Annotated in this window: 18 protein-coding genes; 8 read left to right on the forward strand and 10 right to left on the reverse strand. The window is 41.6% G+C overall.

Annotated elements, in window-relative coordinates; translation table 11 throughout:
* Positions 1-4 precede the first annotated feature (4 nt).
* The 6 genes from lptC (at position 5) to rlmB (ending at position 5,656) form a co-directional block, all read left to right on the forward strand.
* On the forward strand, positions 5-520 hold the full coding sequence (gene lptC / locus P2W71_RS20855) for an LPS export ABC transporter periplasmic protein LptC (protein WP_276373267.1): 516 nt from the start codon (positions 5-7) through the stop codon (positions 518-520).
* Positions 521-740: 220 nt separating this feature from the next.
* Positions 741-2,024, forward strand: coding sequence for a hemolysin family protein (locus P2W71_RS20860; RefSeq protein ID WP_276373268.1), 1,284 nt, complete (start codon positions 741-743; stop codon positions 2,022-2,024).
* Positions 2,025-2,147: 123 nt separating this feature from the next.
* Positions 2,148-4,256, forward strand: coding sequence for a peptidylprolyl isomerase (locus P2W71_RS20865; protein ID WP_276373269.1), 2,109 nt, complete (start codon positions 2,148-2,150; stop codon positions 4,254-4,256).
* A gap of 60 nt (positions 4,257-4,316) precedes the next feature.
* Complete coding sequence (locus tag P2W71_RS20870; protein WP_276373270.1) at positions 4,317-4,580, forward strand: DUF493 family protein; 264 nt, start codon at positions 4,317-4,319, stop codon at positions 4,578-4,580.
* An 88-nt stretch (positions 4,581-4,668) separates the two neighbouring features.
* Positions 4,669-4,902, forward strand: a complete 234-nt coding sequence (locus P2W71_RS20875; protein ID WP_276373271.1) for a 4a-hydroxytetrahydrobiopterin dehydratase — start codon at positions 4,669-4,671, stop codon at positions 4,900-4,902.
* 19 nt (positions 4,903-4,921) lie between these two features.
* On the forward strand, positions 4,922-5,656 hold the full coding sequence (gene rlmB / locus P2W71_RS20880) for a 23S rRNA (guanosine(2251)-2'-O)-methyltransferase RlmB (RefSeq protein ID WP_276373272.1): 735 nt from the start codon (positions 4,922-4,924) through the stop codon (positions 5,654-5,656).
* A 10-nt stretch (positions 5,657-5,666) separates the two neighbouring features.
* Here rlmB and phoU read toward each other — a convergent pair whose 3' ends face one another.
* Genes phoU through P2W71_RS20905 form a run of 5 tightly spaced genes read right to left on the reverse strand, consistent with a single transcriptional unit; the run spans position 5,667 to position 9,835 of the window.
* Positions 5,667-6,332: a phosphate signaling complex protein PhoU gene (phoU, locus tag P2W71_RS20885; protein ID WP_276373273.1), complete on the reverse strand. Its 666-nt coding sequence runs from the start codon at positions 6,330-6,332 to the stop codon at positions 5,667-5,669.
* A 47-nt stretch (positions 6,333-6,379) separates the two neighbouring features.
* Entirely contained in the window at positions 6,380-7,132 is a 753-nt protein-coding gene (pstB, locus tag P2W71_RS20890) for a phosphate ABC transporter ATP-binding protein PstB (RefSeq protein ID WP_276373274.1), read from the reverse strand.
* A gap of 3 nt (positions 7,133-7,135) precedes the next feature.
* Positions 7,136-7,993 carry a phosphate ABC transporter permease PstA gene (pstA, locus tag P2W71_RS20895; protein WP_276373275.1) on the reverse strand — a complete coding sequence of 286 codons (858 nt, stop codon included), beginning with the start codon at positions 7,991-7,993 and terminating at the stop codon, positions 7,136-7,138.
* Positions 7,986-8,864, reverse strand: coding sequence for a phosphate ABC transporter permease subunit PstC (pstC, locus tag P2W71_RS20900; RefSeq protein WP_276373276.1), 879 nt, complete (start codon positions 8,862-8,864; stop codon positions 7,986-7,988). The genes pstA and pstC overlap by 8 nt, the downstream gene beginning before the upstream one ends.
* Before the next feature lie 35 nt (positions 8,865-8,899).
* Positions 8,900-9,835, reverse strand: a complete 936-nt coding sequence (locus P2W71_RS20905; RefSeq protein ID WP_276373277.1) for a PstS family phosphate ABC transporter substrate-binding protein — start codon at positions 9,833-9,835, stop codon at positions 8,900-8,902.
* 193 nt (positions 9,836-10,028) lie between these two features.
* Here P2W71_RS20905 and P2W71_RS20910 point away from each other — a divergent pair, with 193 nt between their 5' ends.
* Entirely contained in the window at positions 10,029-11,249 is a 1,221-nt protein-coding gene (locus P2W71_RS20910; protein WP_276373278.1) for a porin, read from the forward strand.
* Positions 11,250-11,288: 39 nt separating this feature from the next.
* Here P2W71_RS20910 and P2W71_RS20915 read toward each other — a convergent pair whose 3' ends face one another.
* The 3 genes from P2W71_RS20915 to P2W71_RS20925 form a co-directional block, all read right to left on the reverse strand.
* Positions 11,289-12,869 (reverse strand): FMN-binding glutamate synthase family protein, encoded by a 1,581-nt coding sequence (locus tag P2W71_RS20915; protein ID WP_276373279.1) that lies wholly within the window; start codon positions 12,867-12,869, stop codon positions 11,289-11,291.
* Between the two features lie 96 nt (positions 12,870-12,965).
* Positions 12,966-14,840 carry a hypothetical protein gene (locus P2W71_RS20920; protein WP_276373280.1) on the reverse strand — a complete coding sequence of 625 codons (1,875 nt, stop codon included), beginning with the start codon at positions 14,838-14,840 and terminating at the stop codon, positions 12,966-12,968.
* A 75-nt stretch (positions 14,841-14,915) separates the two neighbouring features.
* The gene (locus P2W71_RS20925) at positions 14,916-15,500 is read right to left on the reverse strand and encodes a NifU family protein (RefSeq protein ID WP_276373281.1); all 585 of its coding nucleotides are present in this window, start codon (positions 15,498-15,500) and stop codon (positions 14,916-14,918) included.
* A gap of 134 nt (positions 15,501-15,634) precedes the next feature.
* Between P2W71_RS20925 and P2W71_RS20930 the strand changes: the two genes are divergently transcribed.
* Entirely contained in the window at positions 15,635-17,008 is a 1,374-nt protein-coding gene (locus P2W71_RS20930; RefSeq protein ID WP_276373282.1) for a cation:dicarboxylase symporter family transporter, read from the forward strand.
* Between the two features lie 15 nt (positions 17,009-17,023).
* Here the strand turns inward: P2W71_RS20930 and aroC are convergent, their stop codons facing one another.
* Both aroC and P2W71_RS20940 read right to left on the reverse strand, forming a co-directional pair.
* Positions 17,024-18,106: a chorismate synthase gene (gene aroC, locus P2W71_RS20935; RefSeq protein ID WP_276373283.1), complete on the reverse strand. Its 1,083-nt coding sequence runs from the start codon at positions 18,104-18,106 to the stop codon at positions 17,024-17,026.
* Between the two features lie 122 nt (positions 18,107-18,228).
* Complete coding sequence (locus P2W71_RS20940) at positions 18,229-19,665, reverse strand: BatD family protein (protein WP_276373284.1); 1,437 nt, start codon at positions 19,663-19,665, stop codon at positions 18,229-18,231.
* Positions 19,666-19,770 lie beyond the last annotated feature (105 nt).

A 19,770-nucleotide genomic window follows, 5' to 3' on the forward strand; every position in this document is an offset into this window, starting at 1 on the left:
TGATATGATAAGATATCTCTTCATCTTGTGTTTTGCAGTTATCAGCTGCACGCAATCGGAGTTAAAAGAACCCGTTGAATATACCGGGCCATTGCGCGAAGTTGAAAACATTGAATTATACAACAGTGAGAATGAGCGCATCAAATTAAAACTCACAGGCGAACTATTTTATGAATATGCAAACGGAGACAGAGAGTTTCCTAAAGGAGTTTATATCGAAATGTATAATGAATTTGGAAGACTTGAATCAACCCTCCGCGCCAACTATGCAAAATTTATAAAAGAAAAAGAACACTGGTTAGGGCAAGGCAAAGTAGAGTTGAAAAATGTTATCAAGAACGAACAACTTAATACGGAAGAACTTTTTTGGAATCCTAAAACACAAAAAATTCATACCGACAAATTTGTCACCATCCGTCAGCAGGGAGATGTTATCTATGGAACCGGTCTCGACGCTATGCAGGATCTAACCGATTATGCCATAGGAAATGTCGAGGGCACCATAGAAGTAAAGGAGTAACTCCCGACTGATTCTTCATTTAAGGACCACGCCCAAGAAATTATCACTATTTTTACCGGGACATGAAACTGGTTGATGTTCTTGTTTTATCGCTCGCAGTTGCGTTTCTAATTATTGGCATTCATCAAACGATGATACTCGGCATTGAAAACGCATATTGGGCTTTAATGCTGGCACTCATATTATATTTTGTTTATAATTTGAGAAAGAGAAAATGACCATGGATGTTCCTCTGATTTTTGGCATTGCCCTCTCTCTGTTTTTGTCATTTTTTTTTATGTGCTTTGAAGTTGCCTACCTAATGGCAAATAAGTCGGCCCTTGAGGAGGAGGCCAACAACGGCGGATTCAACGCCAGAATTCTTGTATTCTTCATCCAAAAACCAGCATGGTTAATTGGCTCAGCACGGGTAGGATACTGCACCGCCCTGGTGTTTTTCGGGTACTTTATGGCCCAATTACTGCTACCAACCGTTGCTGACATTCTGCCTAGAACATTAAATCATACACTCATAACGGTGTTGGTTCAAAGTATTTTTTCGGCCCTGCTAATTTTGATTGTTGCCCAACTGCTGCCCAAAGTTTTAGGTAACATTTACCCGCAGCGCGTGCTGTTAATTTCCGCCATGCTTTTTGGTATCTCTTCATTGCTATTATCGCCCTTTACCTATAGCATTCTTTTTCTATCCCGACTAATTGCTATCAAGGTGCTTCACCTCGAATACAACGAGGAAAATCCACTTTTTGGAATTACGAGCCTCAACCAGTATTTCAAGAATATTTATAACGTCAAAGAAGATAATCTCAATCTGGAGTTAGATAAAAAAATACTGGAAAACGCCCTAGCGTTCAAACGGGTTAAAATTCGGGACTGCATGATTCCTCGTAACGAAATTACAGCAGTTGACATCACTGCAGGATTGGAAAAATTGCATCAAATTTTTGTAGAAAGTGGTCATTCAAAGATCATCATTTACAAAGATAGCCTTGACGATATTGTTGGTTATTGTCATTCATCTTCCCTCTTTACAGTACCAAAAAAAATCGAAGACATCTTAACCCCCGTCATTAATGTACCCGAGACTTCTTTAGCGAGTGATTTGATGTTACAATTCATCAATGAGAAAAAGAGCCTTGCCGTGGTTATGGATGAATTTGGGGGAACGTCAGGTATCGTAAGCCGTGAAGACGTTATAGAAGAGATATTCGGAGAAATCGAAGATGAATACGACGAAGATGATTTAGTGGAAGAAAAGCTGGATGAATTCAATTATTTACTGAGCGCCCGTCTGGAAATTGATTATTTAAATGAAAAATATGATTGGCAGCTTCCGATTGGAGAATATAACACGTTAGGCGGATTGATTCTGGCATATGCCGAGGATTTCCCGTCGCAAGGTGAAACCATCACTATACCCCCCTACACTTTTTCAATTCAGGCAACCCATGGAAATCGGATTGACACTATAAAATTGACCCTGGAACCAGCGCATCAAGGCACGTAATGTCCGGTAGGTCCTGTTTAAGTTGATATTTGAAGTATTTAAAGACCGGGTAAGAGCTTTTTGAGGACTATATTTTTCTAATAAAGAATCCGGGTTAAATTTGCGCTCTTTAAAAATTACTTTATGGCATTGATTGGAACTTTGCGCAATAAAATGGGTACCTGGGTTGTGGTATTCGTGTTTGTGGCAATCGCAGCATTTATTCTTGGCGATATTTTTAGCGGTAATTCTTCAATTTTGAATTGGGGTCGAAATAATGTTGGGGAAATTGCAGGCAGGGACATCTCGTACGACGAATTCCAATCGACTATTCGCGAACGGGAGGCAAGTTATTATTTGCAATTAGGCAGGGAACCTGGTGAGCGTGAGATGCCAGCTGTACGTCAGCAAGCTTGGGATCTTTTGATTGCTCGTTATGCTATTCAGGCTGAATTTGAAAAAGTTGGCATTGCCGTTACGGAAGATGAACTGGTGGATATGATCTCCGGCAGAAATGTGGATGAGAACCTTAAACAAGCATTTACCGATCCTTCCACTGGTGAATTTGATCGCAGCAAGCTTGGCACTTATATCAACCAATTGAAGACCATGCCACCTAATTCAGATGCCCGTGTTCGCTGGGAGCTTTTCCAACGTGATCTGAAGCCTGGTCGTGAACGCATTAAATATGAAAATCTGCTTATCAAAAGTAACTATATCACTAAGGCCGAAACCGAAAGAGAATATCATAACCAGACTGATGTTGCCGAAATCAAATATCTGTACGTGCCATATTATGCTGTGAGCGATTCTGCTGTAAAGGTTACCGATGATGCATTGAAAGCCTATTACAACAAAAACATTGAACGTTACAAGACCGAAGCAAGTCGGGATATTAAATACGTTAGTATTTCTGTAGAACCTTCAAAAGAGGACACGCTTGCCGCTCGTGAAGATTTAGAGCGGTATGCAGTTGAATTAAAAACAGCGCAGGATGATTCAACGTATGCAGCTGCCAACTCAGAAGGCCAAAACCCCTATGGGAAATATACACCTTCAACACTTCCTCCGTTCATCAATAAAGACAGCCTCGTTCAGGGAAAAGTATTTGGTCCATTCCTCGATGGTGAAACTTATAAAGTCGTGAAAATCTCCCGGATTTTTAAGGATACGGTTTACAGCGCAAGAGCCCGCCATATTTTAATTAAATGGAACGATACAAGCGAGACCGCAAAAAAAGAAGCCAGAGATAAGGCTCAAGAAATTTTAAAAGACATTAAGGACGGTGCCGATTTTGCAGCAAAAGCACGCGAGTTTGGTACGGATGGAACGGCATCGCGGGGTGGCGATCTTGGATGGTTTTCCAGTGGCCAAATGGTTAAGCCTTTCGAAACTGCTGTCTTTTCAGCTACGAAGCCTGGGCTTTTGAATAACTTGGTTGAGACAGAGTATGGTTATCACCTCATCGACGTTACCAACGTAAAAGACAATACCGCTTACAACGTCGCGGTCATCGAGCGTGCAATTACGCCAAGTGATGCCACGTTAAATGAGGCCTTCCGTAAAGCTGAGGCTTTTGCAAGTGATATTTCGGATCTTGAAGACTTTGAGTCACGGGCTAAGGAACAAGGACTTGTTGTAATGGAAGCAAAAAATATCGTTGCTGGCGACCGCCGGATTGGAACCATGGGTGAAGCGCGGCCGGTAGTGCAGTGGTTGTTCAGAGATGCTTCCGATGGTAAGATCTCACAAGTATTTGATCTGCAAGACCAAAACGTTGTTGCGATCATGACTGGAGAAATAAAGAAGGGTTATAAACCTTTAGAAACTGTGAAAGAGGAAATAACTCCTGCGGTTCGGAATGAACTGAAAAGCAAACAAATAATCGAAAAGCTGGCTGGGCTCAAAGGATCACTCGATGAAATTAAAACTGGTTATGGGCAAGACGCTAATGTATATTCCAGCAGCGATTTAAAATTGAGCAGCAATCAATTGCCCACGGTAGGATTTGATCCGGTCGCAGTAGGTCTTGCCTTCTCACTTGACAATGGAAAGCGGTCAAAACCGCACGCAGGCGAAAACGGCGTTGTAATGATTGAAATGCTCAACAAGACAATCGCTCCTGCCATTACCGATTACAGCACGTACAAAACTCAACTCGAGCAAGGAAATACAAATCGTAGCAGCATGGGAATTGCTGAAGCTATTAAAGAGCAGGCAGACGTTGTAGACGAGCGCTACAAATTTTATTAACCTCTTTTACCTGGTGGCCACATCTTTCAATTTCTTGAGGGATGTGGCCACTTAATTTTTATGGATCAGAACTGGATAGATTCTTTCCGTGAAAAACTGGACCAACATTATACATGGCCCGCACTTTACGTTTTTAAATTTATTGTGCCCACAGGTAAAGAGGAAGAGGTAAAACAACTCTTCCCGTTTCATTCCAGTGTGGAGAAATTATCCAAGCGAGGCAATTATAAAAGTGTAACCGTTGAGATGGTGATGCAGTCTGGTGACGCCGTGCTGGATATCTACATACAAGCTGCAAAAATTGAAGGTATCGTTGCGCTGTGACCATTCTTGCCACGAGCTTGTTGAAAGTTTATCCTTTCAAAATTACGATGATCAAAATTTTGTATCTAGTAGACTTAAAACTAAGTGTATGAAATGGACAACAGAAAATAACAAGCTAAAGAAGGTCTTCACTTTCAAAGATTTTACTGAAGCCTTCGGCTTTATGACCAAGGTGGCTATCGTTGCGGAAAAAATGAACCATCATCCTACCTGGACTAACACATGGAACCAAGTAACGTTCGAGCTCTCAACGCACGACGCCGGAAACATTGTGACCGAAAAAGACCGGAAGCTTGCCGAGGAAATTGATAAACTAGTTTAACCGTCGTACCTTTTTCAGAATGGAAAAATCCGACATGATCTACGGTACCCGGGCCGTAATGGAAGCTATTGCTGCTGGGAAAGAGATCGACAAAGTTATAATCCAGTCCGGGTTGACAAACGATCTAGTCAAAGAATTGATCGGTGTAGCACGCAGCAATAATATTCCTGTGGTATATGTACCTGCTGAAAAATTGAAGCGAATGTCTTCAAAAAATCATCAAGGTGTTATTTGCCTCCTTTCCGCCGTATCGTTTTCGTCTGTTGATGATTTAATTTTTAAAGCATACAACGACGGCCGCGAGCCGTTTTTACTTATCCTTGATCGCATTACAGATGTTCGAAACTTTGGAGCAATCGTACGCACTGCCGAATGTGCTGGTGTTGATGGAATAATCATTCCCGAGAAAGGAAGCGTGCCCATTACCAGTGACGCCATGAAAACTTCCGCCGGCGCTTTAAATCATTTGCCTGTTTGCAAAGAAAAAGATTTGAAAAAGACTATCCAGCTACTTCATGACAATGGTATTCGTGTCCTCGCCTGCACCGAAAAGACAGAACGGAGTATTTATCAGCTTAATCTCTCCGGCCCGATTGCAATTATTATGGGATCGGAAGAAGACGGCATTTCCGACAATCTTTTACGTCAGGCTGATGAACTTGCCCGAATTCCGTTAAAGGGAAAAATTGGTTCCCTCAACGTCTCCGTTGCCGCAGGAATTGCATTGTATGAAGTTGTCAGGCAGAAAGGGTGAACGCTAGGAATTATATCTTCTTTTGGTGTTTTAGCACACGGGCCTCAATGTGAAATACAATTTCTTCCCCGATATTCTTCGTCAGGTCGCCTACACGTTCCAGATTTCTTACGATGGAGAACAGCCTCAGGATAATAGCATGATCATCTGGATACTCTTTCAACAAACTGGAAGCAATTTTAACCGACCTTTTATTGATTTCATTGAGCGCCTCATCTTTTGAAAAAACTTTTCGTACCAACTTTGTATTTTCTTTTTTCAAAGCCTCATGCATATCCTTCATCATCACAATGCACACGTCAAGCATTTTATCAATATGAAACTGATGAAAGAAATCCTCGTTTACATTTTTAACATGTTTTTTTAGAAATTTGGCAAAGCTCGAAGCGTTGTCGGCAATACGTTCAAGGTCATTACTTATTTTGATTGTAGCTAAAACAAACCGGAGGTCAGTAGCCATAGGGTTATGCAAAGCAATTATATTCTCGCAATCTTTATCGATGGCTAACTCTTGAGCGTTTATTTTCTTTTCGGTTTCAATAATTCTTTCTGCCAAATCAACATCTTTCTTCTTAATTACCTCCCGGCAATGCGTTAATTGATTCTCTACCAAATCAATCATATCCAGAAGATTTTCTTTCAACGCGTGGATTTCTGATTCAACTGGTGCTGCCATGATTTGTGTAATTGCAAATATTTATAAGTTATTAAAAAACTTTTTCCTCATCCAAATCTCCCGGTAATATAATTTTCGGTCTGTTTATGCTTGGGGTTAGTAAAAATCTCCGATGTTTTATCATATTCCACCAGGTTGCCAAGATAAAAAAAAGCAGTCCTTTCGCTAATCCGTGCCGCTTGCTGCATATTATGCGTAACAATGACGATGGTATATTTGGTTTTTAATTCGAAGATTAATTCTTCAATTTTTGCTGTAGAAATTGGATCAAGTGCAGAAGCTGGTTCATCCATAAGAATAATAGATGGCTTGACAGCAAGCGTGCGCGCTATACATAAACGTTGTTGTTGTCCTCCGGAAAGAGAGAGTGCTGACTTGTTCAAAATATCTTTCACTTCACCCCATAAGGCCGCTTGTTTCAGGCTTTTTTCTACACGATCGGCAATAAGGTCCTTGTCATTACTCCCTTGAATTTTTAAGCCATAAGCAACATTCTCGAAAATTGATTTCGGAAAAGGGTTAGGCTTCTGAAATACCATGCCAACCTTTTGACGAAGTTCCTCTACCTTTACTTTCTTTCCGTAAATATTCTTTCCATCGATCTCTATTTTACCTTCCAGCCGAAAGGTGTCGATGTAATCATTCATCCTGTTTAAAGTTCTCAGGAATGTCGATTTCCCGCAACCGGATGGCCCAATAAATGCCGTTACTGTATTTTCTTTTATACTGAGAGAAATGTCCTTCAATACATGGTTGTCACCATAATAAACATTGACGTCGTCCGCCTCGATGAGCTTCATACTTTACCAGTTTATTTTCTTTTGCCACCGGTTTCTAAAATAGATGGCAATTCCGTTCATGCAAAATGTTATCGCCAATAAAACGATAATTGCCGCTGCGCCATTTTCTAAAAATCCTTTTTGCGGTCTGGATACCCAATTGAATATTTGCATCGGTAGTACAGTAAACTCATCAAGCGGTGACTGTGCAACAAAAGGTACATATGCCAAAGCCCCAATCACAATAAGTGGTGCGGTTTCTCCCACGGCTCTGGACAACGCCAGTATTACCCCTGTAATGATACCTCCTGAAGCGGCAGGCAGTATCTGATACCAAATGGTCTGCCATTTCGTGGCACCCATACCGTACGAAGCTTCTCTTAAAGAATTTGGAACCGCCTTGAGCGCTTCACGTGTTGCAACAATGATCACCGGCAAAATAAGCAATGACAATGTACATGCGCCTGCTAATAAACTGCTTCCCATATTCAGTGTGCGCACAAAAATTTCGAGGCCCAGCAATCCGTAGATGATGGAGGGAACTCCTGCCAGGTTTGAAATATTTACTTCTACAATAGCTGCTAACCTGTTTTTCTTTCCATATTCCTGCAAATAAATACCTGCAGAGATTCCTAACGGTATGGCTATTAGTGCTGTAAGCATCATGATCCAGGCTGTTCCTGTCCAGGCTGTTAATATACCTGCTTTTGAAGATCTACGGGAAGGAAGACTGGTTAGGAAATCCCAATCAATCCGGCTTATACCATCGCCAAGAATATTGAAAATGAAAATAGCCAGCATGACAAGTCCGAATAACGTGGCAAATATTCCAACGTATTTGAAGGAAGTATCTAACAACCGGTTTGTTCGAAGACTATTCATATTGTTCCTGATATTTCTTCTTCAACCTGTAACTGATATTGTTCAGTAAAAACGTGAATACAAACAGTGAGATGCCAGCCGCAAAAATCGTTTTATATTCAAGTGACCCATGTTGCACGTCCCCAAGGCTCACCTGAACAATATATGCAGTGATGGTCTCTACGGCGTCGCGCGGATCAAAAGTTAAGGTGGGCTGCTGGCCTGCTGCAATAGCAACAACCATCGTTTCACCGATGGCTCTTGAAATCCCAAGAATGATGGATACCAAGATGCCTGAGGAGGCAGCTGGCACCACTACTTTAAAAGCAGTTTGAAAACGTGTGGCCCCCATACCGAATGATGCTTCGCGTAAAGATTTTGGAACGGCTTGCAGTGCATCTTCGCTTAACGAAGAGATTAAAGGTATGATCATGATGCCCATCACAATACCCGCAGACAAAGCATTAAATGTAGATAGACCTGGAATAAATGATTGTAAAAATGGTGTAACTACCGTTAGTGCAAAAAAACCATACACAACGGTTGGGACAGCCGCGAGTGTTTCCAAGGCGGGTTTGATTGATTTGCGAAATCCTTTTGGCGCATATTCGCTCAAGTAGACTGATATCGTTATGCCAAAAGGCAATGCTGTCAATAAAGCAATTAACGTGGTTAGTATTGTACCCGATAGCAAAGGCAAAATACCGTAATGTTTATTCGTGAAAAGAGGAGTCCATTCAACATCGGTAAGAAAACTAAACAGGGAAACCTCCTGAAAGAAACCCCACGATTCTGAGAGCAGTACATAAATGATGGCCAACGTGGTTAGCACGGTTACCAGACCGCTAAATGCCAGGCCACCTTCTATGAGCCGTTCGGTTGATTTTTTCACACTTTATTTGCTTGCCTTAAATGATTACGAGCAGCTTATTTTATCGATGAAAATTTTTGAAGGGCTTGCTGATAGTCTGCTTGCGGCAGAGGAACATAACCGACATCCGGCACAATAGTCGGCGCGTTTTCCAGATAAAAATCAATAAAAGCAGCCACTTCCGGACGTTTTGCTGAGGCATTACTTACATATAGAAAAACCGGGCGAGATAGTGGCGAATAAGTTCCATTGCTAATCGTTTCCGGGTCGGGCAACACGGGACCTTTACCGTTATCAACACCTATCAATTTTAAACTCTCACTATTTTCGACAAAGTAAGCATATCCAAAAAATCCGATCGCATTCTTATCTCCCATTATACCCTGAACTAACACATTGTCATCTTCACTTGCCGTGTAATCGCCGCGGCTGGACCCAGACTCGCCCACAACTACTTCTGTAAAATAATCATAAGTACCCGACGCTACACCGGGACCATATAAACGAAACTCGTCGGCTGGCCATTCTGCGCGTATTTGATTCCATCGCGTAATTTTTCCCTGCGCTGCCGGTTCCCAAATTTTCTTCAACTCCTCAATTGTAATATTCTGAAGCCAGTTGTTTTCCTTATTAACAATTACAGCCAGCCCGTCATAAGCAATTTTTAAATCGGTAAATCCTAGGTTATTATCCTGACAGGTCTTGGCTTCCTGATCTTTTATTGGGCGAGATGCATTGTTAATGTCTATTTCTCCGCGTCCAAATTTCTTAAAACCTCCGCCGGTTCCCGAAACCCCCACCGTCACCCGGATATCCGGCTGGTTAATCCTAAATTCTTCTGCAATTGCTTCAGTGATTGGATATACCGTGCTGGATCCGTCTATTTTAATTTCACCTTCCAGCGATTCACTATTTTCTTTTGTGCCTTTAGAGCCGCATGCTGCAATAATTATGGCCAATGCTATCGACAGACACTTTATGATATGTTTCATAACCCATTTTATTTTCGCAGCAAAGGTAAAGGGCTCCCTACGAGTGTATCTATTCCTAATATTAAGTTTGTGTTAAATTAAACCTGGGTTAAATAATCGTTAATTAATTATTACTTGTTTTACGGCCTAAACAAGTGTACACAAAAGGTACACGTACTTAACACAACGCTAACTAACCTGGCTAAAGATGAACATGAGACTAGCAGTTAAAAGACTTGCTTCCGTTGCAATCGTTGTTTACATGTTTGCCGCTCAAAGTGTTGCTCAAGAACAGACTGAAATAAAACAGGAACTCCCCAAGAAATGGTTCGACACGTTTACAATTCGTGGATATGTTCAAGCACGCTATAACAGATTATTGGAAACAAATCCAGATTTAAAATGCGAGCAATGTGATAGAAGCTGGGGTAGAAACGGCGGTTTCTTTCTGAGACGCGTACGTATTATTTTTTATGGACAAATCAGCAAGCGGATTTATTACTATATCCAGCCCGACTTTGCTAGCTCCGCATCTTCTACAGGTCTCAATTTTGGCCAATTACGCGACGCATACTTCGACCTGGGCCTAGATGAGAAAAATGAATTTCGGATCCGGTTAGGTCAAAGTAAAGTGCCTTTTGGTTTTGAAAACATGCAATCCAGTCAGAATCGTTTGCCGTTAGACAGAAATGATGCGTTGAACAGTGCTTTGAGTAACGAGCGGGATATGGGTGGATTTTTCTATTGGGCACCGGAAGGGAAACGCAAACTACTTTCAGATCTTGTTAGAGATGGCTTGAAAGGTTCGGGCGATTACGGTGTTTTTGCTTTTGGCGCATTTAATGGCCAGACAGCAAACAAATCTGATTTGAATAATCAAGTTCATGTCGTAGCCAGGTTCAGCTATCCATTGGAAATCGGTAACCAAATAATTGAACCCGGCATCCAGGGTTATACCGGTAAGTATGTAATAGCAAAGGATCAGCTTTCAAGTGGTATCAAGACCAATACGGATTTAAATTATACCGATCAGCGTGCAGCCCTTTCGTTCATTCTTTATCCCAAACCCTTTGGTATCCAGGCGGAATATAACATCGGTAAAGGGCCAGAATTCAACAAAGCAACAGATTCGATTGAAGTAAAAAGCCTCCATGGAGGATATGCCACGTTATCGTATATAATAAAGACAAAAAAAGAGCAGTTCTTTATACCCTTTACACGCTTTCAATATTACGATGGAGGTAAGAAGCATGAACTGGATGCCCGTAGTTATAATGTTCGCGAATTTGAAATAGGCGTAGAATGGCAACCCGTAAAACAGTTTGAGCTTGTAGCGATGTATACGATTTCCTCCCGCCGGTTTGAAGATTTCATAAAGCAAGAGAATTTCCAGAAAGGCAACTTACTAAGACTGCAAGCACAAATTAATTTCTGATACCTGTCAGTTTAATTCTGGATCTTCAGGCTTCACAAACTAAAATTTATCAGCACTGGCGGATTCGAATGACATTTTGTAGCGCTCAGGCACAGCGTTAGAAACCATAGAATTAGGAGCGATTGACGGATAAATCTCCTCTAAGGTCTTTACATCATTCATAAAAACCCTCCGGCTAATCTGGTGTCGGTTCAATTTTCCAGGGCTGTCGATGCCTGCTGCTGCCATGAGTTCAACAAAACTTTCAATAGTATTCTTATGATAGTTTGCTACTCTTACCTTTTTATCATCCACTACTAGTCCATCAACCAAAGCAGGGTCTTGTGTAGCAACGCCCGCAGGACACGTATTCTTGTTACATTCCAATGCCTGGATACATCCTAATGCCATCATCATCGCGCGGGCGCTATTGCACATGTCGGCCCCGAGCGCAATTGCCCTGAGGATTTGAAAACCTGTTAAAATTTTCCCCGATGCGGCCACTTTGATCTGATGACGTATGCCAAAGCCCTTTAACATATTATCAACAAAGGCGAGACCGTCAAGTAATGGCATGCCAACAAAATTGGAAAACTCTGGAGGTGCTGCCCCAGTACCACCTTCACCGCCATCGACGGTTATGAAATCGGGATACAAATTCAGCTCAATCATAGCTTTGCAAACTGAAATAAACTCACTTTTACGTCCGATGCAAAGCTTAAAACCAACCGGCTTTCCTCCCGATAATTCGCGTAGCTCTTGAACAAATTGTATCAGTTCTTTCGGCGTTGAAAATGCACTATGAAAAGGAGGTGAAAATACTGTCGTACCAGGTTTTACAAGGCGTATCGCTGCAACCTCGGACGTATTTTTCTTTGCGGGTAAAATACCACCATGTCCTGGCTTTGCTCCTTGCGATAATTTTAGTTCAATCATTTTTACTTCGGGGCGACTTGCATTTTTTCTAAATGCTTCTGGTGAAAATTTTCCTTCCTCATCACGTGCCCCAAAATATCCAGTTCCAATTTGCCAAATAATATCTCCCCCTTGTTTAAGATGATAGGGGCTTAATCCACCTTCACCAGTATTGTGCGCAAATGAGCCAATCTTAGCTCCTGCATTTAAAGCTTCAACGGCATGGCTACTCAAAGAACCAAAGCTCATCGCCGATACATTCAGGATGCTGGCGCTATATGGTTGCTTACAGTCTTTACTTCCGACCAAAACCCGTGGATGATGGTCTACCGCATGAAAATCTAACGGAACAATGGAATGGCTCATCCATTCATAACCTTCGGCATACACGTCAAGCTGCGTTCCGAAAGGTGTGGTATCAATTTGTTTTTTGGCGCGTTGGTAAATTACGGAACGGTCGTTTCTGTTAATCGGAGCGCCGTCCGTATCATTTTCAACGAAATATTGCTGGATTTTAGGACGTAAATCTTCAAACACATATCGCAATCTCCCGAGTAATGGAAAGTTTCTTTTGATAGATTGCTTAGTCTGAACCATATCGGCGACACCCATATAAATGAAGGGTGAAACGACGGCTAACAAAAGCACTGCCCAACGCCAAAAAAATGCCCATACTAAAATGGCAAGCACTACGGCGATGCTCGCGATAACAAAACCTTTTCTCATAATGGTTTAAGGATGATACCAAATATAAGAAATTGAATAAACCACAAGGCACCAGCCAGATGAGAAATGCGATCCTCCCTCAGCCATGTAAGTTTTTTAATTGTAGAGAATAAAAGATGGAGCCTTTACAAACCGTCCGCTGTACTTTATACGCAAATTAGTAGTAACACCAACTTTGAATCGCGATATGTCCTCCACAACATGTGGATAATAGAAGAACTTAAATTCAACAGTGCCAAAAACCAGATTTTCATTCCTCGTTCGCACCCCTGAGCCGATTCCAAAAAAAGGTTTATCGTAAAATATATTTCTATTTCTGGGAGCTATGATTGCAACATCGGCGAAGACCAAGGGCGCCAGTCTAAATCCTAAAATTTTCCAAGGGGAATAAAGCACCAGTTCATAGCGCGCATGCAGACGTTTAGTGCCTAGAACACTATCGGCAACAAAGCCTTCGAGCCCAAAACTTGAATTAATATCTAACAGCGTATTCGTACGTTGATTAAACACATATGTAAAATCCAGATCTGCTGATTGCCTGATTAGAAATTTTTTATAGTGCTTGATTTTACTAAATAACTTACCGGAAAGCAGCAAGGTTGCATCTTCCCATCTCCCTTGGTAAGGGAAACCTCCGACCCGAAACGAAAGGGTGTAGAAGTTACCACCTGCATGCACAAAAGATTTTTCAGCGTCTACGCCGATATAAGCCCGTTTAAGGTCCAACAGATTTTGCCAACCCGCCAGGATTGACATTGTATGCCCATAGGGAACGTCCTCGGTTCGTCCAAACCCGTATACAAACTGTGTTTTATAAAACTCTTGCTTGAAAAACGTAAATGCGCCTAGCCAATACGTGCGACTGTTGAAAGCAGGATTTAATGAGTCTTGCGTTTGAACCGGTTTTTTCGAGAAATGCTGCTGAAAAATCCTCGCGCTAACAAAGTGCCGGCTTCTGTCTCCGCGATTTTGCCGAGCCCCGATATTATAGCCCAGCCACAGATCATTGATTTCGTAACGATAGTTTCTAAAAACAGACTCTTCCAGTTGATAAAAATTCTTTGACCAGTTGCGACTAAATTCAAGTCCGCCAGCCAGCCGAGAATAAGGTGACACAAGCGGTCGTTCGAGATTCAGGTAATAAGCAGATTCCTCCTCATTTCCATAACTACTTCCTGTATTCAGCTGCGTGTATCCAGCCGTAACGTTGATCAAGCTCCCGGCCAGGCTGCTCTTTCGATAGTAAAGCTCATAGCCAAAGTTTGGATTCCGGTCTTGATCATAGTGCCCATTGAATTGTAACCGCTGCCCCCAACCCATAAAATTCGCATCATAAATTTTGAACTTCGTTTCGTTAACACCGCGGGGGTTAAAACTGCCGCCAATACTGAAAACGTCGCGGGTAACCACAAGAACATCTACCGAATCTTGGGTACTCAAAAGAGGCACTACGATAATGCGGGCGTCAACAATAAAATCAAGATCACGGATATAACGCTCGTTATCCGCTAGCAGATAAGCATTCAACGGTTTTTTCTCCTTAAAAAACACATGGTCGCGTATAACCCATTCTTTGGATGTGTTATGCAACGTATTACCAATCTTCACCAACCTATTTCTCATATTTTGGGTCGTATCAGTAATGCTTCTCTCGAAGTCTATATGATTGATCAATACTTGGCGAATGATTTTTCCTTCAAAGGGTAGGAACGCTTCTTCACTTCGGATAGTAAGAATATCTTGGCCTTCTGGCTCTTGTTTTCGGGTAACGCCTTTAAGAATCTCCTGGGTTAATTTGGTGTCCTTTACCGCGTCGATAATTCTGTTAGTCGTATCGATTTTGATTATTTCTATGGTATCACCTTGGACACCGACACTATCTTTTCCTTCTTTTTCCTGGGCAAATGAGGCCTGAATGACAACATAAAAAAATATTGCCAATGCTGTCCAGAATCTTTTCCAGTAGACCATTTTACTAAACCCGCGATAATGCCGTGCGCTGCTAATAGAAAAACCCCGCGAGGGCGGGGTTAGTTATACTTATTGTTAAGAATTTAGGGCTTCAACCGATTTAACTTCACCCGGCATCATCCGAGTAAATAAATTCTCGATGCCTGCCTTTAACGTGATCATGGAAGATGGACAACCGCTGCAGGAGCCTTGTAGCTTAACTTTCACGATACCATCCTGAAAAGAATGGTAAGTGATAGCGCCGCCATCTTGCTCTACTGCAGGCCTGATATATTCCTCTAGAATGGTTTTAATCTTTTTGATGGCTTCGGTTTCTTCTTCAACCGGCATTGTCTCGCCCTCGTCTTTAATATCGATGATAAGTTTTCCTGACTCGAGATATTTTTTGATATAGTCTTTGAGTGTATTTTGAATTTCAATCCACTCCAGATCTTCTTTCTTCGTAACAGTTACAAAATTGCCGGCAAAGAAAACGCGCTCTACAAAAGGAAAAGTGAACAATTCCTTAGCCAATGGTGATATGGACGTACTCTCTGCGTCTGGAAAATCAAAACTTAACCCGTCCGGCACGAGCATATCGTTTACAACAAACTTGAGAGAATTCGGATTGGGGTTTGACTCCAGGTAAATGTGTATATTTTTTGGAACAGCTTGTAACATATCAGTTGGCTTTAACTTGTTAGAACAAAATTAAAGAATTTAAGTTCGTGAAGCTTAGCGCGTACCAAATGCGGGGCAAGAATCAAGACTTTTTTTATATTGCTTGAAAAGTACTGTCCCAAAATTACGAAATCTTGACTCAAAAAAGGATTATTCAAATCATTCTTGTCCTTCTATCGATTGCGACATTTGTACATTTATTCCATTACTATGGTGGTCTTCAGTTTCCGCAGGAGCTTTTAATCGGAATCCGCTGGGTGGCGTGGGCTTTTGTTATTCTTTATGCCATTAACAAAAAATCCCTGACAACCTGGATTCTTGTCAGTATGATCATCGGGATTGAGATTGGGCTGAACTTTCCAGACTTTGCGCAAAACCTTTCAGTATTAAGTAAAATATTTCTACGGCTAATCAAGACGATTATAGCGCCAATCCTTTTTGCAACGCTGGTGGTGGGTATCGCAGGACATTCCAACCTTAAGCAGGTGGGGAGAATGGGGTGGAAATCCATTTTGTATTTTGAAGTAGTAACAACGCTTGCTCTTGTAATAGGAATTATCGCAATTAACATTACTAAAGCTGGTGCCGGTATTATCCTTCCCGAAGGATTTAGTCAGGATTTACCGGAAGCGAAGGCTCAAGGGTGGCAAGACGTCATCCTGCATGTCTTTCCCGAAAATTTTATCAAATCAATTTATCATGGGGATGTATTACCCATTGTGCTTTTTAGCGTCACATTTGGAATTTCATTAGCGCTTTTATCTGAGCAAAAGAAGAAACCAATTTTAGATTTTACTGAAAGCCTGGCCGAAACGATGTTTAAATTCACCAACATCATTATGCATTTTGCGCCTTTTGGCGTCGGAGCTGCCATCGCTGTAACAGTCGGTCATCTGGGAATAGACATACTTACTTCCTTACTAAAATTGCTGTTTACATTATACGGAGCGTTACTTTTATTTTTATTTGGTGTACTGTTACCCATCGCCCTATTGGTCAAAGTTCCTATTCGAAAGTTTTTTCGTGCCATCTCGGAACCTGTCTCCATTGCTTTTGCTACAACAAGTTCGGAGTCTGCTCTTCCAAAAGCGATGGAGAATATGGAAAAATTGGGCGTGCCTCGAAAGATCGTTTCATTTGTTCTTCCTACAGGCTATACTTTTAACTTAGATGGCAGTACACTATATCTCTCGTTAGCTTCAGTCTTCGTGGCACAAGCTGCCAACATTGACTTATCTATTGGTGACCAGGTTCTGATGGTGTTTACATTAATGCTAACCAGCAAAGGCGTGGCAGGCGTACCGCGTGCCACCTTAGTCATCTTGTTAGGCACTGCGGCGTCTTTTGGGTTACCCCTCTGGCCGATTATGGCAATTCTCGGAATAGATGAATTGATGGATATGGCACGGACCTCGGTCAATGTGATCGGAAATTGCCTAGCCACAATCATCATCGCTAAATGGGAGGGCGAGTATAAGGAACCTGAGGGTGAGTTGAATTTTGATTAACTCCCGCCGATGGGCTTATACTGCTTCTATTTTTGAACTTCTGTTCCTTAATAAAAAATCAGCCAACACAAGCGCCGCCATAGCTTCTACGATGGGTACAGCGCGAGGCAAAACACATGGGTCGTGTCGTCCTTTTCCACTGACGGTCGTTTCATTACCTTGCTTGTCTACACTGCTTTGGTCCTGCATGATCGTTGCGACAGGTTTGAAGGCAACGTTAAAATAAATATCTTCTCCGTTGGATATACCGCCTTGAATACCACCCGAAAAGTTTGTGCGGGTCCTGATTCTTCCCGCGTCATTATAAAATTCGTCGTTATGTTTTGACCCACGCAATTTTACGCCTTCAAAGCCACTTCCATATTCAAAACCCTTTACGGCATTGATGCCCAGCATCGCCTTACCTAATTCTGCATGAAGTTTATCAAACACCGGTTCACCCAATCCTACCGGTGTATTTCGAATAACACAAGTAACAAGTCCTCCAATTGTGTCCCGATCCAAACGTACCTGGTCTATAAGTGCAATCATTTTTTCTGCTGTTACCGGATCAGGACAGCGAACAATATTTTCCTCTGTTCGCGACAGATCAAGTTGGGTATAATGTGGTGCTGTTATTTCGCCAACGGTAGATACATAAGCATGAATATCAATGCCGTGTTTCTTTAACAGCAATTTGGCAATTGCACCAGCAGCGACACGAGCAGCAGTTTCTCGCGCTGAACTACGGCCCCCTCCTCGATAATCACGATGTCCATACTTAGATTCATATGTATAATCAGCATGAGAAGGGCGAAATGTTTCAGCTATATGTCCATAATCCTTACTTCGCTGATCCTGATTTTCAATTAACAAAGCAATAGGCGTACCGGTAGATTTTCCTTCAAATACCCCGGAAAGAATTTTAAAAACATCATCCTCCTTCCGTTGGGTTGTGATTTTACTTTGACCAGGCTTTCTACGATTAAGTTCCGATTGAATAAAGACTTCATCAATTTCTAATCCCGCCGGGCAACCGTCGATGGTTACACCAATAGCCGGACCGTGGGATTCGCCAAAAGTTGTAATTCTAAAAATTGTTCCGTAGGAATTAGACATTCGGTTGGACGTTTTGCATTGTTGATTTTTGATTGATAGTTTTCACCATTAACAATTTTTAAATTTTGAATGAGATAAGTCTGATGGGGTATGATGCAATGGTGAATCTAAGCTACAATCCATTATTTTCGGAGCACAAGATAAGCGGAAGCCGCTAACATCACCAAAATAAAGCTATTGAATGCCCAACTTTGCCAGTCGTCATTTTCTACTATTTTTAAAGTATTGTCGGCACCGTCGATTTTGTCATAAAAATTTCCCACATCGCTTGCCTGAATAGCTTCATTTTTTTTGCTTTCACCCGATACATTGACGATTAATTTCGACCTTAACGTATCGTACTTTTTGATGCGCGGATTAAAGAATACCCATTGGAAATAGTCCCCCAGCTTATATTTTCCAGGCTCTTTCGGGATCATAAAATAGTCGAAGGATTTGGTTCCCGTAACCCTGTTGTTCTGCCGATTGATATCCTGCCTCACATTCGGTTCATAAAATTCAAAATGCTCATCTCCTTTTACATTTGGTTTAGTTATGGCAGAAATATTTCCTTCGCCATAGATGTTAAAATTATAGCCCGCACTTCTCCCGGTCTCCAGCTCTTTGCTCCTGATTCTCTCATCCAATCGATAGTCACCGACGGCGACTGAATTTTTAAGTGGATGGGGTGGCAATTCTTTCACCTTTATACGCTTTGCTTTGGTATAAAATGTTTTGAAATCTTCCTGTCGATTTTGTCCAAAATAAGATGGATTTTTCGCCACCTTATACTTGATCATCTCCAGGCCAACACTCGGAAATTTGATAGGCTCCGTATTCAAAGGGTAATAGGTTGCCTGATAAATTTTGTATTGGGTGTAATCACGGCCATTAATTTTTACATTCTCGCCGTCTATGTTCTCTATGTTGAAATTCTCCTCCCAACACGTTGTTGGCTTGATCTTCTTCAGGATTTCTGCCAGCTGCCTGCCTAACTCATAAAATTGCATTTGCGCGCGATTTTCCTGCGAGACGAAAAACGAAAGTGTGGTATTAAATCCCTCCCCAATATAGACCTCATCCTTGCTGGCGGTAATGGCTAAAAAAGCATCTTCCTTGATATCCACAAATTCAGTTTCACCCTCACCAAAAAAATCATCTGCCGGGCTTCTATCAAAGAAATTTCTAAAAGGATCTCTTTGTTGCTGTTGCTGTGGTGCTCCTATTTTTACTTTTTTTCCTGGTACGGAAACCGGTTTATCGTTGACTTTCATAGTGAATGAGGGAACCGTAATGGTACCCTGTTGCATAGGCATGTAAGTCATGATAACACTCTGGGAGGATGAGATTTGTCCGTTGACGATATTGGTGGTGGATTGAGTTGACTGTCCTCTTTTTCTGAAACCTTTTATTTCCGGAAAGTTGTCATAACTTTTCAATCTATCATTTTGCACGGTCACTGTTATAGTCCACGCCTGATTTTCGGCAATCTCGCTTGGGCCAAGAGTGACTTGAACCTGCTGAGCGGCAGCCGTTAGCGAAATGCTAAAAAGTAATAAAAGATTAAAAAAAAGCTTCATCGAAAAAATTCCCCATAATTGTTATTCTTTTACTATCTAGCGCGAACAAAAATAGGGCAATAGAATAATAACCCTAGGAACCAATCGTTCTAATTTTTGTTTTAA

The organism is Chryseolinea sp. H1M3-3, from assembly GCF_029360725.1.
GTDB lineage: Bacteria > Bacteroidota > Bacteroidia > Cytophagales > Cyclobacteriaceae > Chryseolinea.